The 17219-nt window shown below is 68.6% G+C and carries 17 protein-coding genes; 7 read left to right on the top strand and 10 right to left on the bottom strand.

The genetic code is table 11. The features are described 5' to 3' along the window. Positions 1 to 113: 113 nt before the first annotated feature. Positions 114 to 521 (top strand): YciI family protein, encoded by a 408-nt coding sequence (locus ASF40_RS00520; RefSeq protein ID WP_056364929.1) that lies wholly within the window; start codon positions 114 to 116, stop codon positions 519 to 521. Next, positions 518 to 1681: an RNA polymerase sigma factor gene (locus tag ASF40_RS00525; RefSeq protein ID WP_056364932.1), complete on the top strand. Its 1164-nt coding sequence runs from the start codon at positions 518 to 520 to the stop codon at positions 1679 to 1681. The genes ASF40_RS00520 and ASF40_RS00525 overlap by 4 nt, the downstream gene beginning before the upstream one ends. On the opposite strand, the gene ASF40_RS00530 is transcribed toward ASF40_RS00525, so the two are convergent. Both ASF40_RS00530 and ASF40_RS00535 read right to left on the bottom strand, forming a co-directional pair. After that, complete coding sequence (locus ASF40_RS00530) at positions 1666 to 2772, bottom strand: fatty acid desaturase family protein (protein WP_056364935.1); 1107 nt, start codon at positions 2770 to 2772, stop codon at positions 1666 to 1668. The genes ASF40_RS00525 and ASF40_RS00530 overlap by 16 nt on opposite strands. A gap of 187 nt (positions 2773 to 2959) precedes the next feature. Continuing rightward, positions 2960 to 3163, bottom strand: a complete 204-nt coding sequence (locus tag ASF40_RS00535) for a cold-shock protein (RefSeq protein ID WP_045296627.1) — start codon at positions 3161 to 3163, stop codon at positions 2960 to 2962. A gap of 618 nt (positions 3164 to 3781) precedes the next feature. Here ASF40_RS00535 and ASF40_RS00540 point away from each other — a divergent pair. Next, positions 3782 to 4996: an MFS transporter gene (locus tag ASF40_RS00540; RefSeq protein ID WP_082496771.1), complete on the top strand. Its 1215-nt coding sequence runs from the start codon at positions 3782 to 3784 to the stop codon at positions 4994 to 4996. Here ASF40_RS00540 and ASF40_RS00545 read toward each other — a convergent pair. The 3 genes from ASF40_RS00545 to ASF40_RS00555 form a co-directional block, all read right to left on the bottom strand. Next, positions 4981 to 5553 carry a hypothetical protein gene (locus tag ASF40_RS00545; RefSeq protein ID WP_056364942.1) on the bottom strand — a complete coding sequence of 191 codons (573 nt, stop codon included), beginning with the start codon at positions 5551 to 5553 and terminating at the stop codon, positions 4981 to 4983. The two genes, ASF40_RS00540 and ASF40_RS00545, sit on opposite strands and share 16 nt — an antisense overlap. Positions 5554 to 5673: 120 nt before the next feature. Next, positions 5674 to 6093 (bottom strand): hypothetical protein, encoded by a 420-nt coding sequence (locus ASF40_RS00550; protein ID WP_056364945.1) that lies wholly within the window; start codon positions 6091 to 6093, stop codon positions 5674 to 5676. A gap of 49 nt (positions 6094 to 6142) precedes the next feature. Further along, entirely contained in the window at positions 6143 to 6637 is a 495-nt protein-coding gene (locus ASF40_RS00555; RefSeq protein WP_056364948.1) for a hypothetical protein, read from the bottom strand. Positions 6638 to 6843: 206 nt separating this feature from the next. On the opposite strand from ASF40_RS00555, the gene ASF40_RS00560 reads away from it, so the two are divergent. Next, a complete protein-coding gene (locus ASF40_RS00560) occupies positions 6844 to 7902 on the top strand; it encodes a serine hydrolase domain-containing protein (protein WP_056364951.1) in 1059 nt (352 codons plus the stop codon). A 221-nt stretch (positions 7903 to 8123) separates the two neighbouring features. Further along, on the top strand, positions 8124 to 9029 hold the full coding sequence (ppk2, locus tag ASF40_RS00565) for a polyphosphate kinase 2 (protein ID WP_056364954.1): 906 nt from the start codon (positions 8124 to 8126) through the stop codon (positions 9027 to 9029). A 151-nt stretch (positions 9030 to 9180) separates the two neighbouring features. On the opposite strand, the gene ASF40_RS00570 is transcribed toward ppk2, so the two are convergent. Both ASF40_RS00570 and ASF40_RS00575 read right to left on the bottom strand, forming a co-directional pair. Beyond that, positions 9181 to 10305 (bottom strand): Gfo/Idh/MocA family protein, encoded by a 1125-nt coding sequence (locus ASF40_RS00570; RefSeq protein ID WP_056364957.1) that lies wholly within the window; start codon positions 10303 to 10305, stop codon positions 9181 to 9183. Beyond that, a complete protein-coding gene (locus ASF40_RS00575; protein WP_157549322.1) occupies positions 10302 to 11126 on the bottom strand; it encodes a sugar phosphate isomerase/epimerase family protein in 825 nt (274 codons plus the stop codon). The genes ASF40_RS00570 and ASF40_RS00575 overlap by 4 nt, the downstream gene beginning before the upstream one ends. Before the next feature lie 245 nt (positions 11127 to 11371). On the opposite strand from ASF40_RS00575, the gene ASF40_RS00580 reads away from it, so the two are divergent. Next, complete coding sequence (locus tag ASF40_RS00580) at positions 11372 to 13624, top strand: zinc dependent phospholipase C family protein (RefSeq protein WP_056364960.1); 2253 nt, start codon at positions 11372 to 11374, stop codon at positions 13622 to 13624. Positions 13625 to 13631: 7 nt separating this feature from the next. Here ASF40_RS00580 and ASF40_RS00585 read toward each other — a convergent pair whose 3' ends face one another. Next, the gene (locus tag ASF40_RS00585) at positions 13632 to 14342 is read right to left on the bottom strand and encodes a lysophospholipid acyltransferase family protein (RefSeq protein WP_235560080.1); all 711 of its coding nucleotides are present in this window, start codon (positions 14340 to 14342) and stop codon (positions 13632 to 13634) included. 99 nt (positions 14343 to 14441) lie between these two features. Between ASF40_RS00585 and ASF40_RS00590 the strand changes: the two genes are divergently transcribed. Further along, entirely contained in the window at positions 14442 to 15323 is an 882-nt protein-coding gene (locus ASF40_RS00590) for an aldo/keto reductase (protein ID WP_056364963.1), read from the top strand. 67 nt (positions 15324 to 15390) lie between these two features. On the opposite strand, the gene ASF40_RS00595 is transcribed toward ASF40_RS00590, so the two are convergent. Together ASF40_RS00595 and ASF40_RS00600 are read right to left on the bottom strand one after the other, a co-directional pair. Continuing rightward, positions 15391 to 16284, bottom strand: a complete 894-nt coding sequence (locus ASF40_RS00595) for an ABC transporter permease (protein WP_082496772.1) — start codon at positions 16282 to 16284, stop codon at positions 15391 to 15393. After that, complete coding sequence (locus ASF40_RS00600) at positions 16271 to 17212, bottom strand: ABC transporter ATP-binding protein (RefSeq protein WP_235560081.1); 942 nt, start codon at positions 17210 to 17212, stop codon at positions 16271 to 16273. Before ASF40_RS00600 ends, ASF40_RS00595 begins: the two co-directional genes overlap by 14 nt. Positions 17213 to 17219 lie beyond the last annotated feature (7 nt).

Raw genomic sequence — 17219 nt, forward strand, 5'->3', positions numbered from 1 at the left:
TAGGATGCTCGGCCTGGGCAGAAATCCTCACCGGCCGATGTAGAGATCGCGCGTTCGGTTCCGTCTCCTATCTGAAGCGGCCAGAATGGGCCGCACCGGAACGGGAGGCTGTCATGGCCAAGTACCTGATGCTCAAGCACTACCGGGGCGGACGCCCCTCGGTGAACTCGGTCCCGATGGATCAGCTCACGCCGGACGAGTGGGCCGCGCACATCCAGTACATGCAGGACATGGAGGAGCGCCTCATCGCTTCGGGCGAATTGGTCTCGTCCGAGGGGCTCGCCATGGAGGGCGCCTGGGTCCGCTTCGACGGCGAGGGCCGCCCGCCCGTCGTCGACGGCCCCTTCGCCGAGACGAAGGACCTCATCGCCGGCTGGATGATGATCGAGGTCGACTCCTACCAGCGCGCACTCGACGTCGCCTCCGAGCTGTCGGCGGCGCCGTGGGCCGGCGGCACGCCGCTCGGGGAGTGGCTCGAGCTCCGTGAGGTGATGAGCGCGCCGCCCGCCGACGTCGGATGACCGAGGCGGTCCCCACGCCCGGCCCAGCGGCCGCCCTGCGCCGCGCGATCCCCGAGGTCGTCGGCATCCTCGTGCGGCGCGGCGCGGACTTCGCGTCGGCCGAGGACGCCGTGCAGACCGCTCTGGTGCGCGCACTCGAGCGACCGGGCCCAGAGGGAGTGCGCGACATCCGGGCGTGGCTCGTCACGGTCGCGTGGCGCGCGTTCCTCGATCAGGTGCGCAGCGATACGGCGCGCGCCGCGCGCGAGGAACGGCTCGCGCAGGAGCCCGAGTCCGGGCCCGTCCCGCAGCACGACGACACGCTCGGGCTCTACTTCCTCTGCACCCATCCGGTCCTCACCCCGACGTCGGCGATCGCCCTCACGCTTCGGGCGGTCGCGGGCCTGACGACGCGGCAGATCGCTGATGCCTTCCTCGTGCCTGAGGCGACGATGGCGCAGCGGATCAGTCGGGCGAAGCAGCGGCTCGTCGGCATCGCACTCGATCAGCCGGGCGATCTGTCCCGCGTGATGCGCGTGCTCTACCTGCTCTTCAACGAGGGCTACTCGGGCGAGATCGACATCGCCGCCGAGGCGATCCGCGTGACCCGGCAGCTCGCTGTGCTCACCGACGAGCCCGAGGTGGACGGTCTGCTCGCACTCATGCTGCTGCACCATGCGCGGCAGCCGGCACGTGTGCTCGGCGGGCGGCTCATCCCGCTCGCCGAGCAGGATCGCACCCTGTGGGACGTGGACACGATCACGGAGGGCGTCGCCATCCTGCAGTCGGCCCTCGCCTGCGACCGGCTGGGTCAGTACCAGGCGCAGGCCGCGATCGCGGCTCTGCACGCCGACGCACCGACGGCCGACGAGACCGACTGGGTGCAGATCGTCGAGTGGTACGACGAGCTGCTGACGTTCGGGGATTCTCCCGTCATCCGCCTGAACCGTGCGGTTGCGGTCGGGGAGGCTGACGGGCCGCAAGCGGGCCTCGCCGCTCTCCACCCCGTCGGCGAGGATGTGCCGCGGTACCACGCCGCGCTCGCATACCTCCACGAACGGGCGGGCGTGACGGATGCTGCCGCCGCCGAATACGCGGAGGCCGCGCGCCGCGCGACCAGCGCCCTAGAGCAGGAGCACCTGCTGCGTCAGGCGGAGCGCCTGCGTCAGCCCCGGCGGTAGGTCCCGACCATCGGGCAGTCGAACGGATCGCGGGCTGCCAGGCCGACGCGGTTGAGGTAGTCGATGACGATCCCGTAGGAGCGCCACAATGTCGTCTCGGTGTACGGCACGCCGAGGGTACGGCACTGTTCGATGACGATCTCGCGGGCGCGTGCGAGGTGCGGCCGGGGCATGTTGGGGAACAGGTGGTGCTCGACCTGGTAGTTCAGTCCGCCCATCAGCCAGGTCGCCCACCAGCCGCCGCTGACGTTGCGGGAGGTGCGCACCTGCTTGCTGAAGAAGTCGAGCTTCGCGTCCGCGGCGATGATCGGCATGCCCTTGTGGTTCGGCGCGAACGACGCGCCCATATAGACGCCGAAGACGGCCAGCTGCACGCCGAGGAACGCGAACGCCATCCCCAGCGGCAGGAAGAGGAACACCGGCGTCCAGATCACCGCGAAGCGCGCGGCGATGAGCGCGAGCTCGATCCAGCGATCCTTGACGCCGTCGCGCGAGAACAGGTGCCGGAACGCGTGCGCGTGCAGGTTCAGGCCTTCGAGCGTGAGCAGCGGGAAGAACAGCCACCCCTGCTTGCGGGTCACCAGAGCGCGCAAGCGACCTGCGGAGGCGGCATCCGTCTCGAGGAATGAGATCGTGTCGACCTCGATGTCGGGATCCTTGCCCACCCGATTGGGGTTCGCGTGATGGCGGTTGTGCTTGTTGTTCCACCAGGAGAGGCTGATGCCCACGATGCCGGCGGCGAGGAAGCGCGCGAGCCGCTCGTTCGCGGGGCCGGACGCGAGGATCTGACGGTGCGCGGCCTCGTGCGCGAGGAAGGCGACCTGCGTGAACAGGATGCCGAGGGCACCGGCCATCAGCAGCTGGTACCAGGTGTCGCCGAGCAGGACGAAGCCGGTGATGACGCCTCCGAAGCCCAGGAGAAGGCCGACGCCGACGAGGGCGTAGAACCACTCGGCACGGCGGAGGAGACCGGTCTCGCGGACGACCTGCGACACCTCGGTGTACGCGCGGGCCATCGGCGGGAAGTCAGCCGTGCCGGCGTACGTCTGACGGACGGGACCGAGTCGGGACTCGAGAGCGGTGGAGGAGATGATGCACCAGTTCCGATGGGGACCGTTTGGCCGTTGAAAGCCAGAGGCGGTTGCCCATCGCTGTCCTCAGGTTACGTGGACCCACATGATCCGGAGGGAATACTTCCTGATTCGTAGGCGATGCCCAGGTGAACAGCAGCGCCCGCCCCGGCCGAAGCCGGGGCGGGCGCTTGTGAACGCGGGAGCGTCAGAGCGGACGGATGTTCGCCGCCTGCATGCCCTTGGGGCCCTGCTCGGCGTCGAACTCCACCTTCTGGTCTTCGCGGAGCTCCTTGAAACCGCTGCCTGCGATCGCGCTGAAGTGTGCGAAGAGATCGGCCGAGCCGTCATCGGGAGCGATGAAGCCAAAGCCCTTCTCGGAGTTGAACCATTTCACGGTGCCAGTGGCCATCGTGTCTTTCCTATTCTTCGGGCCGCCGGAGCGACCGGGGGTGCCGCGCCGACGAATGCGGTGCGGACGGATGTGGACCGGTGCCGGAGCCGACAACGGTGAGGATGCGGATGCTGCGACCGCCGCGCGGGCGTGATCGTGTGTCGCATGGAGCCCGAGGTCCTCACCTCGGGGTCCGTGTGCGCGGAATCCGCTCGACGTCGTATCGATGAAGCCAGCGTATTCGTCGGAGCGCGTTGCGACATAGACATCGTCGTCGGCCTGTCGCCAGGCGAGCGCCTGGAGGTGGGAGTGCATGGTGATGTGTTTCGTTCGTTGGCGCGAAGCGTTGCGGCGTTCGCGGCGGCGGCGTGCAGAAGCCGCGGAGAGGATGAGACGTTCGAATCTGCATCTCCACGATGAGGCAGAGAGATGAACGCGAAGTTCCCTGAAGGGAACTCGTAACTATAGCACGGGCGCCTCCAGACTCCGAAATCGGGGTAGCCGTCCGAGCGTGCGAGGGATACGTTCGCGGTGACGTCAGATCCCGTTGGAAGAGGCGGTGCCGCGATCTCCAGGCCTGATGCCACGGTCTCCCTGCCCAGTCCGCGCAGGGTGCAAGGCACGTATTACACGCTCATGCTCGGCAACACGCTTGCCGCCTCCCTCATCTGGGGGGTCAACACGCTGTTCCTGCTCGACGCCGGGCTCTCCAACCTCGAGGCCTTCGCGGCGAATGCGTTCTTCAGCGCCGGGATGCTCATCTTCGAGATCCCGACGGGCGTCGTGGCCGACACCGTCGGACGCCGGGCCTCGTACCTGCTCGGCACGGTCACGCTGGCCGTGACGACGATCCTGTATTGGATGCTGTGGGTCTGGCAATCGCCGTTCTGGGCGTGGGCGCTCGTGTCGGTGCTGCTCGGTCTCGGCTTCACGTTCTTCTCGGGCGCGGTGGATGCGTGGCTCGTCGACGCACTGAAGGCGACCAGCTACACGGGCAGCCTCGAGACCGTCTTCGGCCGGGCGCAGATCGTGGGCGGCGTCGCGATGCTGTCGGGATCGGTGCTGGGCGGTGTCATCGCCCAGGTGACGAACCTCGGCGTTCCCTTCCTGCTCCGCGGCGCCATCCTGCTGGTGATGTTCGTCGTCGCCGCGCTGCTGATGCGTGACCTGGGCTTCACACCGGATCGGAGCGAGAGCCCGTTGCGCGCGACGCGCACCGTCCTGCGCGCCTCGATCCGCTACGGCCTCGGTGATCCACCCGTGCGCTGGCTGATGCTCGCGAGCCCGTTCACCGCAGGCGTCGGCATCTACGTGTTCTACGCACTGCAGCCCTACCTCCTGGAGCTGTGGGGCGACGAGGAGGCGTACACCGTCGCCGGGCTCGCGGCGGCGCTGGTGTCGGGCACCGCCATCCTCGGCGGCACCCTCGCCCCCTGGGTGCGCAAGCTCTTCCGCCGGCGCACCTCGACGATCCTTCTGGCGACGATCACCAGCGCGCTGGTGCTGGTCGGCATCGGACTCGTGCGCAACTTCTGGGTCGCCGTCGTGCTCGTCGCACTCTGGGGCATCGCGTCGGCGATCGACGACCCCGTGCATCGCGCCTACCTCAACGACATGATCCCGTCGAAGCAGCGCGCCACCGTGCTCTCGTTCGATTCGCTCATGGGTTCCGCCGGCGGCGTCGCCGTCCAGCCGGTGCTGGGACGGGTGGCGGATGTCGGCGGCTACGGCGCGTCACTGGTCTGGAGCGGCGTGATATCTGCGGTGGCCGTCCCCTTCGTCCTGTTGAGCCGTGCGCAGAAGCCGGCCGCCGACACGGCTCGCGAAGTCACACCTCAGACACCCCAGTAGGCCAGGACGGCATCGCAGAAGTCGTCGTTCGTGCCCGTCGAACCGAAGATCTGCTCTTCGTCGATCACCTCGTCGGTGGCGGTGTCGATCGTCAGGCGCACCCGGATCTGCCCGTCGTTCTTGGCGATGATCTTGCCGTCACTGCCGAGCGTCCGGCCCCCGCCGGTGAGGAGCTGAGTGACGGTGAGCGTCCCGTCGCCGTTGTCGACGACCTTGTGGTCCTTGGCGAGGGTGTTGGGCTGGATGTCGGTGACGGTCATCCCGTTGTAGGTGAACGTGCGCACGACGGTGAGCTTCTCGTGAAACCAGAACAGCCCGTCCTTGCCCCGATTCATGACGAAGCCGGACCCGGTCTGGTCGTAGGTGAACGTGGGCTGCAGCCCGACGCCGCAGAAGTCGTCTGCGACCCCGCTGTCCGAGAAGTCGAGACTGTAGCGCTCGACGACGGCGGCATTCGCTGGGCCGGCCGCGGCGATGACGAGTCCTCCGGCGAGGAGCGCGGCGGTGAGGGGAGTGAGCTTCCTGAACATGGTGGTGCCCTTCGGGTGAGCGGACATGCGGACGGACGGTGTCCGCGCACGGTCACGCGCAGTTTCCCGAGAGGACCGGCTGCGTTGACGCCCTCCTTGCGCCAGAGGGTACTCCGGCGGTCGACGCGCCGACAGGTCGCCCGGGTGTCAGAGCTCGCGTGGGCGGCCGGGGTCGCGTGTGGGAATCAGCAGCACGATGCCGAGCAGCAGACTGACGCCGAGGGCGATCATCTCGCCGATCGCGTCGAGCATCGGCATGTGGCTCAGGTGAAGCGCGTGGTAGGCGAAGTGCAGCACGCCGAAGATCGTCCACGCGATCCCGAGGATCCGAAAAGCGAGTTCGCTACGCCAGATGAGGCTTCCGATGCTGGCTCCCCCGAGGGCGAGATACATCGCTCCGACGTCGCGGATGAGGTGCTCGTTGAACGGGCCGTCGACGGAGACCCACGATCCGAGAACCCCCGGGAAGGAGTCATAGAAGGACTGGGGAAAGAAGTACGCCCACACCCCGACGAAGCAGGCGAGGAGTGCGGACAGCGCGGCGGCCGCGGCGTGTAGTCGTCTCACACTCACTCCGACGACGCAGCTCGCCGGGTTGTGTCATCGCGTCGCGGATTCACCACTCACGCGAGTCACCCGAGTTGTCGTGGCCCAAGCGCAGGAAGCCGGGCACACCGGGGCGGTGGTGGGTCCTCCCGCCGTCGACGGGGGCCGTCTCGTGCCCGGCCAACTGGTGGATCCACGGCGGCTGCTGCTCCATCGTCACCGACCCCGCCCCGGTCGTGAAGTACGCGGCGATGGGAGGGCTCGCGACGAACGCAGCGGCCACGACGACGCCATCTCGGATGCGCACCAGCGCATCGCGTGCCAGCAGATCGCGCATGAGCGTAGCGAACGCGCCGGGATCGACGGATGCTGCCTCCCTCGGCGCGCCCGGCAGCTCCGCGGCCAGCTGGCCGACGACCGCCTCCCGTTCCACGGTGGAAAGCCGGAAGTAGGCGGCGGCGTACGCCTTGTCAGCGACGCTCGCCGGCACGTTCCCGAGGACGTACGCGTATCGCGCGATCTGCTCGTCCGGGGTGATCTGCTGCTGAGCATGCCGCCTCGTCACGGTGCCTCCCACATGATGAGCGCCAGAGTACGCTCACCGGCGACCACCGTCGACGGGATCACGTCGGCATCCCGGGACGATCGCGTGCGCACTCTCGACGGAACGGAATTCGCGCTCACTCCTCGGGAGTCCTCGGGCGCCTCCGGAAGTAGGCGTCGTCCACGCCGCGCGTAGACAGCGCGCTCCGCCGGGGCCACGATGGTGCCATGTTCCGGGGGGCGGTGGGGAGATCGTGGCTCATCGTCGCGGTCGCGCCGGCGCTCGTCCTGTCGGGATGCACGCCGGACCCGATAGCTGAGAAGCGGGCGGCGAGCACGGAGGTCTTCGAGGCGGTGGTTCCCGACGATACGCCGGGGTGTTCCGCCGCTGTCTCCATCGACGGGGACGTCGTGTGGGCGCAGGCGCGGGGCGTGGCGAACCTCGACACCGGCGAGCAGTTGAAGACGTCGACACCCATCCACATCGCCTCGGTCGGGAAGCAGTTCACCGCCGTGGCCGTGCTCATGCTTGCCGAGCAGGGACTGCTGTCGTTGGATGATTCACCCGCGGATCACTTGGACGGGATGCCGACGTGGGTCGAGGATCTGACTCTCAACGACCTGATTCACCACACCTCGGGGATCGCAGAATTCCTCAGGTTGCCGGCAAGCAACTTCGGGGCACCCCCTTTGAACAACGACGACATCCTCGAGTTCGTGCGAACGAGCCCGATCGCGCAGTCGGGCATGCCCGGCGCGTTCTCCTACTCGAACACGAACTACACCCTGCTCGCCGACATCGTCACCGAGGCCACCGGGGTCGAGTTCGCGGAGTGGATGCAGGCCAAGGTGTTCGGGCCGCTGGACCTGGAGGCGAGGATCGGGCCGCCGGTGCCTTCCGACCCGGTCGGCTATGAAGCCGTCCTCGACGACTTCATCGTCGCTGAGCCGTTCGCGTGGGACGTCGTCGGACCGGGATTCGTCACGATGACGGCTTCGGAACTCGCGCGGTGGGGCGACCAGATTCGGGCGCCGTCGCTCGTGAGTGAGGAGACGCTCGACGACGCCCTGAGTGATGGCGCACCGGTTGACGAGGGGTGGAGCTATGGTCCGGGCCTGCTGGTCGCCGACGACGGCACCCTGGGTCACGATGGGGCCGGGGCCGGCGACGAGACGAGCTTCGCTGTCAGTCCCGATCGGCACACCACGATCGCCATCTCGTGCAATCACGACGGGCTGCACCTTCCGACCGTCATGAACGACCTCGCGGCAGTGTGGGTCGGTTAGTCGCCCTTCGCCGCCGCCCGCGACTGGCTCGGGGAGCGCCACGCGCACTGATCGCTCCCCGGCCGCGAAGCCTCGCCGGCGAAGGCGCCGACACGGCCTGACCACGATGCGGACGCCCTCGGTGCCACGGTCGACGGGCGGCGTATCGGTTGGTCACCGGCGCCCGGGATAATGCGGTGCATGACGGCGCGGGTGCGCCGTCATGAAGGGAGCTGACGGTGATGGATGGCGTGCCGGTCGAGGGCCTGCGGGAGTACATCGAGCATCTGCGTCAGGAGGGCTACTCGGTGCGCGACGGGCACACCGCGGATCCGGATCTGATCGACCCGCATGGGAACCCGGTCTACACCTGGCAGGAGGGCTACCCGTACGGCGATCTGATGGACCGCGATGCGTACGAGTTCGAGAAGTACCGGCTGCAGATCGAGCTGCTCAAGTTCCAGTACTGGCTGGAAGACAACGGCCGGCGGGCGATCATCCTGTTCGAGGGACGGGATGCCGCGGGCAAGGGCGGCACGATCAAGCGATTCACCGAGCACCTCAACCCCCGCACCGCGCGGGTCGTCGCGCTCAGCAAGCCGACCGAGCGGGAGCTCGGGCAGTGGTACTTCCAGCGCTACATCGAACACCTGCCGACGGCGGGCGAGATCGTGATGTTCGACCGTTCCTGGTACAACGGGGCGGGCGTGGAACGTGTGATGGGCTTCTGCACCGACGAGGAGTACCAGCAGTTCATGACGCAGGCACCCCAATTCGAGCGGATGCTGGTGGACTCCGGCATCCACGTCGCCAAGTTCTGGTTCTCGGTGTCGCGCACCGAGCAGCGCACCCGGTTCGCGATCCGCCAGCTCGATCCGGTCCGGCGGTGGAAGCTGTCGCCGATGGACCTGGCATCGCTGGACCGCTGGGAGGACTACACCCGTGCGAAGGAGGAGATGTTCCGTCGCACCGACAAGAAGCACGGCCCCTGGATCATCGTGCGCTCCAACGACAAGAAGCGCGCCCGCCTGAACGCGATGCGCTTCTTCCTCCGCCAGTTCGACTACGACGGACGCGACGACAAGGTCATCGGCACGCCCGACCCGCGCCTGGTGATGCGCGGCATCCGCGAGACCGCCGACGAGTAGCGAGGAAGCGGAGCACCCGCACGTCGCCGGATCGTCGTCGGGTGACGGATGCTGCCGCCCGGGGTTCGCCCTTCACCGCAGCATCCGTCACCATACGCAAGAGGCCGCGCCGCCCTGGAGGGGACGGCGCGGCCTCGTGTGCGTACGGGTGTCAGAGCGTCGCGGCGAACGGATCGAAGTCCGCGGGCACCGACGGGACGGCGTCGACGGTGGTCTCGATCGAGACGGACTGGCCGGACTCGACGGACTGCTCAGCGGAGAGCATGACGTCGAGCACGTGAAGTCCGAGCCGGCCGCTGGCGACGTGCGGGCGGTCCTCGGCGATGGCGCGCACCATGTCGAGGAGGCCGAGGCCGCGACCGACGACCGCGCCCTGCTGGGGGACGTCGATCCACTCCTGCTCGAACTTCGCACCGTCGCGCAGCACGCCGAGCGGCTTCACGTAGGCGATGCGACCCTCGAACTGGTTGGGGTCGGGCAGCACGATCGTGCCTTCGGTGCCGTGCACCTCGAAGACGCCGTGGCGCTCGAGCGCGGAGTCGAAGCTCAGCAGGCTCTGCGCCTGCTGGCCTGCCTCGAACACCGTCGTCAGCTGCACCGTCGTCGGCACCTCCACCGTGAAGTTGGTGCCGGCGATGGGGCCGAGGTGGACCGTGCGCTCGTCGCGAGCGCGCAGGCCTGCCGCGAACACGCGGGCCACAGGTCCGAGGAGGCTCACCAGGCCGCTGATGTAGTACGGACCCATGTCCAGCAGCGGGCCGGCGCCCGTGCTGAAGAGGAACGCGGGATCCGGATGCCACAGGTCGGGGCCCTGCGTCTGGAACGCGGTCTGCGCGAACAGCGGCTCGCCGATGACGCCCTCCGCGATCGCCCGCTTGGCGGTCTGGAAGCCCGGTCCGAGGATCGTGTCGGGCGCCGAGCCGACGCGCAGCCCGGCAGCGTCCGCGGCCGCCAGGATGCGGGAGACGTCGGCGAGGTCGAGTCCGACCGGCTTCTCGGTCCACACGTGCTTGCCGGCGTTGATCGCGGCCTCGGAGACCTCGACGTGCGCCGCCGGGATGGTGAGGTTCACCACGACCTGGACGTCCGGGTGGTCGAGCACCGCAGAGGCATCGCCGTGCACCGGCACGCCGTACTCCTCGGCCTTCTTCTGCGCGCGGTCGGGCAGCAGGTCGCCGACGGCCAGGACCTCGACGTCCGGGAACGACGTGAGGTTCTTGAGATAGGTGTCGCTGATGACGCCGGCGCCGATGATGCCGACTCCGACGCGGGTCATCGGACGAAGCCGCCGTTCTGCAGGAACGCGTACGACGCTGCGATGTCGGCGAAGACGTCGCCGGGCGCGTTGTCGTATTCGATGACGGCGTACTTCACGGAGGTGGCGGCGTTGAGCGCGTCGGAGAGCGCGACGACGCCATCGCCGGGGTGGGTCTGCTGCAGGCTCTTCGAGGTGAAGGCCGGCGCGTCGGGAGCGAACGGGTTGCTGGCGGGCACCAGTCCGTCCTTGATGTGGAGCGCGACCAGGCGGTCGCCGATGGCGCGGGTCAGCGCCGTGACGTCCTGTCCGCCGACGGCGGCCCAGTACAGGTCGAGCTCGATGGCGACACGGTCGTCGGTCAGCTCGAGGAAGCGCTCGAACGCGGTCTGGCCGTCGAACGAGGCCAGGAACTCCTGCGCGTGGTTGTGGTAGCCGACCGTGAGACCGAACCCGGCGGCGATGTCGACGAGGTCGTTCAGGCGGCGAGCGGTGTCGGCGACGCCTTCCTCGGTCAGCCACCGGTCGGTCGGCACCATCGGGTCGATGACCGTGGTCGCGCCGATCGTCGCGGCGGCCTCGAAGACGACCTCCGGAGCGGGCGTCGGGATCGAGCCGTCGGGAGTCCACAGCTCGTCCGACAGGAGCGGAGCGTGACCGGTCGGCGACGCGAGGCCGGCCGCGTCCAGTGCCGCGCGGATCTCCTGCGGGCGACGGACGAAGTCGAAGGCCTCGACGTTCTTCAGACCGATCGCGGCGAGCTTGTCCAGCGAGCCGGACATGTCGGCGGAGAAGGCGGCGGCCAGGGTGTAGAGCTGCACCGAGCTCTCGGGTCGAGTCACTTCGGACCCCTTTCGTACATCTTCGTGCGGATCGGCTGAACCGTGCGAAGGCAGATTAGCACAAAACCTCCACGTGGAGGTTTTGTGCTGTGGGTGATCCGTGGGCCTGGCGGAGCGGCATCCGTTCTGCTAGGAAAGGACCGTTATCGCGCTTTCGTCTGGGTTTTCACCAGGCCGACCGGGCGCGGAGCAGCGGTGGTCGAATCAGGGGAACCCACCAGTCGTCGAGTTCGAGGGGGAACTCCGTGGCCAACAGAATCACCTCCGTCGATGCTGACGGAACGCCTCACGCACTTCTCATCGACGGCGACACGCTCGTCCTCAGCGATGACGATCACGGCTCGCCGATCGACATCTCACCCGGGAACGACCCAGGGGACGTCGTCCTCTACGTGGGCGACGGGCTCGCGATCGTCGCGGATTCGGGAGGCGTCCGCGTCTCGAAGGACCCCGCAACGCCGTTCCGCGTCGATTTCGACGGACCGGATGAGACCCGGATGATGTTCCTCGGTCCGACCGGGTCCGCCCTTCATGGGTCGGGCGCGGGTGAACCGATCACCCTGGCCGACCCGTCGTCCGGAGCCGGCTGCTGGTTCCAGGTCTCCGACGTGCCCGACGCTCCCTCCGCGGGGCGCGTGCAGATGCACTGGAGCGCCGACGAGGGCCATGCGTACGACGAGGGGCACAACACCCACCTGTGGATCTTCAACCGAGCAGTGGATCTGATCATGACGCCGGGCTTCTCCCACAGCCCGAACCTCGCTCAGCTCAAGGAACTTCTCGGCCGACCCGAGTTCATCACCGGGATCCGGGACGGCATCTACGCCGCCGACAACACCGGGATCTTCGACGCCGCCACCTCGGGCTTCGTTTACAGCGCCCACTTCTACAACCCTCAGACGAAGAAGGGCCCGAACTGGGAGCCGAAGCCGGCCGCGGTCAACGCGCTCAAGTACGGCGTGAGCTACTTCGAGAAGGCGGTGAACGCGGCGGATGCCCGTGCCGGAGGACGCGCGCTCGGACTGGCGATCCACTACCTCCAGGACGTATGCCAGCCCATGCACGCCGGCCTCTACGGCAACGACCCCGGAATCAACTTCCAGCACGAGAACTACGAGCAGTGGATCGCGAATGTCCAGGACTCGTGCCGGCTGCCGCTCCACGAGCTCATGCTCAACGAGCTCAGGGTGTCGACGACCGCCGACTGGTACTCGCTCGCCTCGACGAAGGGCCTCGCCGTCTTCACGTCCTGGATCGGGGTTCAGACGTCGCCCATCGGAGGGCAGACCTCCACCATGCCGAAGCTCGACAAGAGAGGCGCCAACAAGCCGCACCCCGATTGGATGGCGGACGCCACGGCGATGCTGAAGCTCGCCCAACGGGTCACGACCGGCCTCCTGCTCTACTGGGCGGCGCAGTCTCCCGTGCTCGTGACAGGTCGAGACAGCACGAAAGCGATCCCCGGCGCGTTGGCGACACTCGGCGCGCCTCAGCAGGTCGTCTTTCTGTCGGCCGGGGGTTCGGATCCGGTTCGCGACCCCGACGCCGACGGCGCCCATCTCCACCAGCTCGAATGCAGGGGCGGGCGGTGGGTGGTCACCGACCTGAGCACGGTGATCGATGGGATGCTGCCTGCCTTGAGGCCGCCGACACAGCTCGCTGCGATGGGCTCACCGTCCGAGCAGATCCTCTTCCGCGGACGCGACGGTCACGTCGTGGCGTACTGGTACGAGAACTCGTGGCGTGCGTCGGACCTGACCGCGACGGCGGGAGGACCCGACGCCGACCCCGACACCTCGTTCGCGGCGCTCACGACCCCTCACCGACAGCTGTTCTACACCTCCGACGCGGACGGCCATCTGCACTGCCTCTGGTTCACCCAGAGCTGGCGCGACACCGACCTCACCGCCGCGGCGGCGGCACCCGTCCCCGCGCGAGCGACCGCCATCGCGGCACTCGCCGTCGGCCAGAGCCAGCGCGTGTTCTACACAGCGGATACGGACGGCCACGTTCACGCCCTGTGGACGGACCAGGGCGTCTGGAAGGACGCCGACCTCACGGCATCCGCCGGCGCGCCCGATCCTGCGATCACGACGCCGCTCGCCGCGCTGTCGACGAACACCCAGCTGTCGTACCTGGCGAAGCAGGACGGCCACCTCCACGCGCTGTGGTACGACGGCAAGTGGAAGGACACGGACCTCACGGCGTCCGCCGGCGGCGCGCTTCCCGCCGCCGATTCGCCGCTCGCCACGCTCGCCTCACCCCAGCCGCAGGTGTACTTCCTGTCGACGGACCGCCACATCCATGTGCTCTGGTACAGCGGGGGCTGGCGCGACACCGACACCACTGCGGCATCGAGCGCGCCCCCCGCGGGCACCGGGAGCACTCTCGCCACGCTCGCACAGCCGCAGGCTCAGCAGGTCTTCTTCACCGCCGAGGACGGCGGCGTGCATCAGCTCTGGTACCAAGACGCCTGGAGGCACACCGAACTCAGCTGAGGGCGGCTCAGTCGCGCGACGTGGCGTTCACGCTGCCGGAGCGTTCCTGTCCGCTCAGGCGTGCGATCGCGGCCATCATGCGCTCGGTGATCTCGCGACGAGCCTTGCCGTCCGGCACGCCCTCGAGGTCGGCGAGATCGAGCGGCACGCCGAAATGCACCTCGACACGCGGCCTCCCCGGCAGCAGGTGGCTCAGAGGCTTGACGCTGCCGGTTCCGATCAGCCCGACGGGCACGACCGCGGCACCCGTGTCGCGGGCCATCCACGCCGCGCCACCGTGACCCTCGTGCAGCTTCCCGTCGCGGGAGCGGGTTCCCTCGGGGAACACTGCGAACACGCTCCCGGCCCGGAGGATGCTGCTGCCCGCGTCGAGCGCGGCGCGGGCATCGCGACCGGTCGCGCGGTATACCGGAACACCGCCGATCGAGGTGAAGAACCAGCGCTTGACGCGGCCGAGCACCCCCGAGCCCGTGAAGTACGACGACTTGATGAGGAACTGCACCGGCCGGGCCGCGGATGTCGGGATGATGACCGTGTCGAGCGACGCGAGGTGGTTGCTGGCCAGCAGCACCGGCCCATGCTCAGGCACGTTCGCTCGGCCGACGATGCGCGGGCGGTACATGAGCCAGAACAACGGTCGCAGGACGACCCGCCCTAGGAAGTAGATGGTGCCCGGCCGCGGCACCGGGGCAGGGCTCGTCGAAGCGGGGGCTGTCACCTCGCCACCCTATCCGTCATCGTCGGGTGCGATCCGTCCGCGGGAGAGGGTGAGTGTCAGTGCCTCCCGCCGCACCGGACCGGTGCTTAGCGTGGGGGCATGACCGTTCCGAACTTCACCTTGAACAACGGTGTCGAGATCCCCGCCATCGGCCTCGGGGTCTTCCAGACTCCGCCCGCTGAGACCGTCGATGCGGTGACGGCCGCCCTCCGCACGGGCTATCGCCACATCGACACCGCGGCGGCCTACGGCAATGAACGCGAGGTCGGTCGAGGCATCCGTGAGTCGGGCGTGGCGCGTGAGGACGTCTTCATCGAGACGAAGGTGTGGATCAGCGATTACGGCTACGACCAGACCCTGCACGCCTTCGCCAAGAGCGCCGGAAAGCTGGGCGTCGACCGGCTCGACCTGTTCATCCTTCATCAGGCGCTGCCGTCCGCCTTCGAAAAGACGATCGCCGCATACAAGGCGCTCGAGACGCTGCTGGCCGACGGAAAGGTGCGCGCGATCGGCGTGAGCAACTTCATGCCGGAGCACCTCACTGCGCTGCTCGATCAGACCGATGTGGTGCCCGCGGTGAATCAGATCGAGGTGCACCCGTACTTCCAGCAGCGGCAGCTGCAGGCGCTCGACCAGGAGCACGGAATCCTCACGCAGGCGTGGTCGCCGATCGGCGGGATCACGTCCTACCGCGACTCCGCCCGACGCAGCTTCGACGAGCCGGTGCTCCTGGCCATCGGTGCGAAGTACGGCAAGTCCGCCGCGCAGGTCATGCTCCGCTGGCACATCCAGAAGGGCATCCAGGTCATCCCCAAGTCGACCCGGCCCGAACGCATCGCCGAGAACTTCGACGTGTTCGACTTCGACCTGACCGGCGACGAAGTCGCCCAGATCGACGCCCTCGACACCGGCCAGCGCGGCGGCCCCGAACCCGAAGCGATCACTCTCGAGGCCTTCGGCCGCGTCATCCCCGAGGCGTAGAGACCGGGGTACAGGCTGATTGCCGAGCGGACGCCCAAAGACCGGCCGGTCACCTGAGGGACTGCGGTTACGTCAGCACGTCTCGGGTCGTGAACCGCCAGACCGCGAGTGCCCCCGCGACGACGATCCAGACCGCTTGCAGCAGCGCGTTGTCGAGGAACGAGTCCCACGAGATCGGCGAGCGCAGCAGGTCGCCGAAGTCGAGCCAACGGTCGGTGAAGAGGTAGGGGTGAACCGCCGACAGCTGCGGGATCTGACCGACGATCTGCGCCGCGACAGCGAGGATTGCGGTGGCCGCCATGGCACCGACCGGCACCGTCGTGAGGGTCGAGAGCAACACGCCGATCGCCGCGAGCCCCAGCATCGACACCGACACGTATGCGACGACGGCAAGACAGCGGACCAGTCCCTCGGCGAGGCTCACCTGCGTCCCGCTGAGCAGGGTCAGCGGGCCGGCGCCGAAGAGGATCGCGCCGACGATCACACCCACCGCGACCACCGCGAAGGTCGCAATCACGCAGAAGACCGCGGCGACGACGTACTTGACCGCGAGGAGCGCGACGCGCCCCGAAGGTGCGACCAGCAGGTAGCGAAGGGTGCCGAGGCTCGCCTCGCCGGCGATCGTGTCGCCGGCGACGACGCTGATGGTGAGGGGAAGGAAGAGCGGGGTCGCGATCGTCAGCGCGGCGAGGCCGACGAAGACGCCGTTGTCGGTGATCTGATCGAGGAACGCCGGCCCGCGGCCTGCACGGGTGCCGCCCGCGATCCGCACCGCGACGCCGAGGAGGATGGGGACGAGGCACAGCGCTCCGAGCATCATCCACGTGCGGAGGCGGCGGAAGAGCGTCGCCAGCTCACTTCCGAGAAGACCTGGAACCCCGCTCCCGCGCGCCACGCTGCGCGACCCGGACGCCGTCGGAGCGGCGTCGGTCAGCCGAGACGCGGCATCACGCGACGACATCGAAGCCCTGCCCCGTCAGCTCGACGAATCTGTCCTCGAGGCTCGTCCGCTCGACCGTGATGCCGCGCACACGCACATCGGCACGCACGAGGGCCGCGACGAGGTCTTCCGGCTCGGGCTCGTGCTCGCCGAGCGTGCCGACGAGCGTGAAGGGCGCAGCATCCGTCGTCTGAATCCCCGCGTTCGCGAGCACTTCTCTCGCGCGCGCGACGTCGGGGGTCTGCAGCTGCAGGCGGCCCGCGCCGTCGCCGCGGCGCAGCTCGTCGAGCGTGCCCGAGGCGACGAGCCGCCCCGCGCTCATGATCCCGGCGTGCGTGCACACCTGCTCGACCTCGGCGAGCAGGTGGCTCGAGACGAACACGGTCGCCCCCTCGCCGGCGAGCGAGCGGATGAGTCCGCGCACTTCGCGCGTCCCCTGCGGGTCGAGCCCGTTCGTCGGCTCGTCCAGCACGAGCAGCGCGCGGGGAGTGAGGAGGGCGTTGGCGATGCCGAGGCGCTGCTTCATCCCGAGCGAGTAGGCGTGCACCTTCTTGTCGGCCGCCGTGGTCAGTCCGACGCGCTCGAGCGCCTCGTCCACGCGTCGACGACGGGAAGTGGATGCCGTGTGCCGGGCCGCCGCGTCGAACCGGTGCAGATTCTGCCTGCCGGTGAGGAACGGGGCGAACGCCGGACCCTCGACGAGTGCGCCGACCTGTGGAAGCACGGTATGAAGTGCGTCGGGGACGGGCTGCCCCAGCACGTGCGCCTCACCCGCGGTCGGACGAACGAGGCCGAGGAGCATCCGGATCGTCGTCGTCTTACCCGATCCGTTCGGCCCGAGGAACCCGAACACCGAACCATGCGGCACGTCGAGCGCGACCGCATCCACGGCGGTCTGCGCGCCGAACCTCTTGGTCAGACCGGAGGTCTGGATCGCGAGATCGGCCACCGCGGGC

Origin of the sequence: Microbacterium sp. Leaf288, from assembly GCF_001422925.1 — a bacterium.
Lineage (GTDB): Bacteria > Actinomycetota > Actinomycetes > Actinomycetales > Microbacteriaceae > Microbacterium.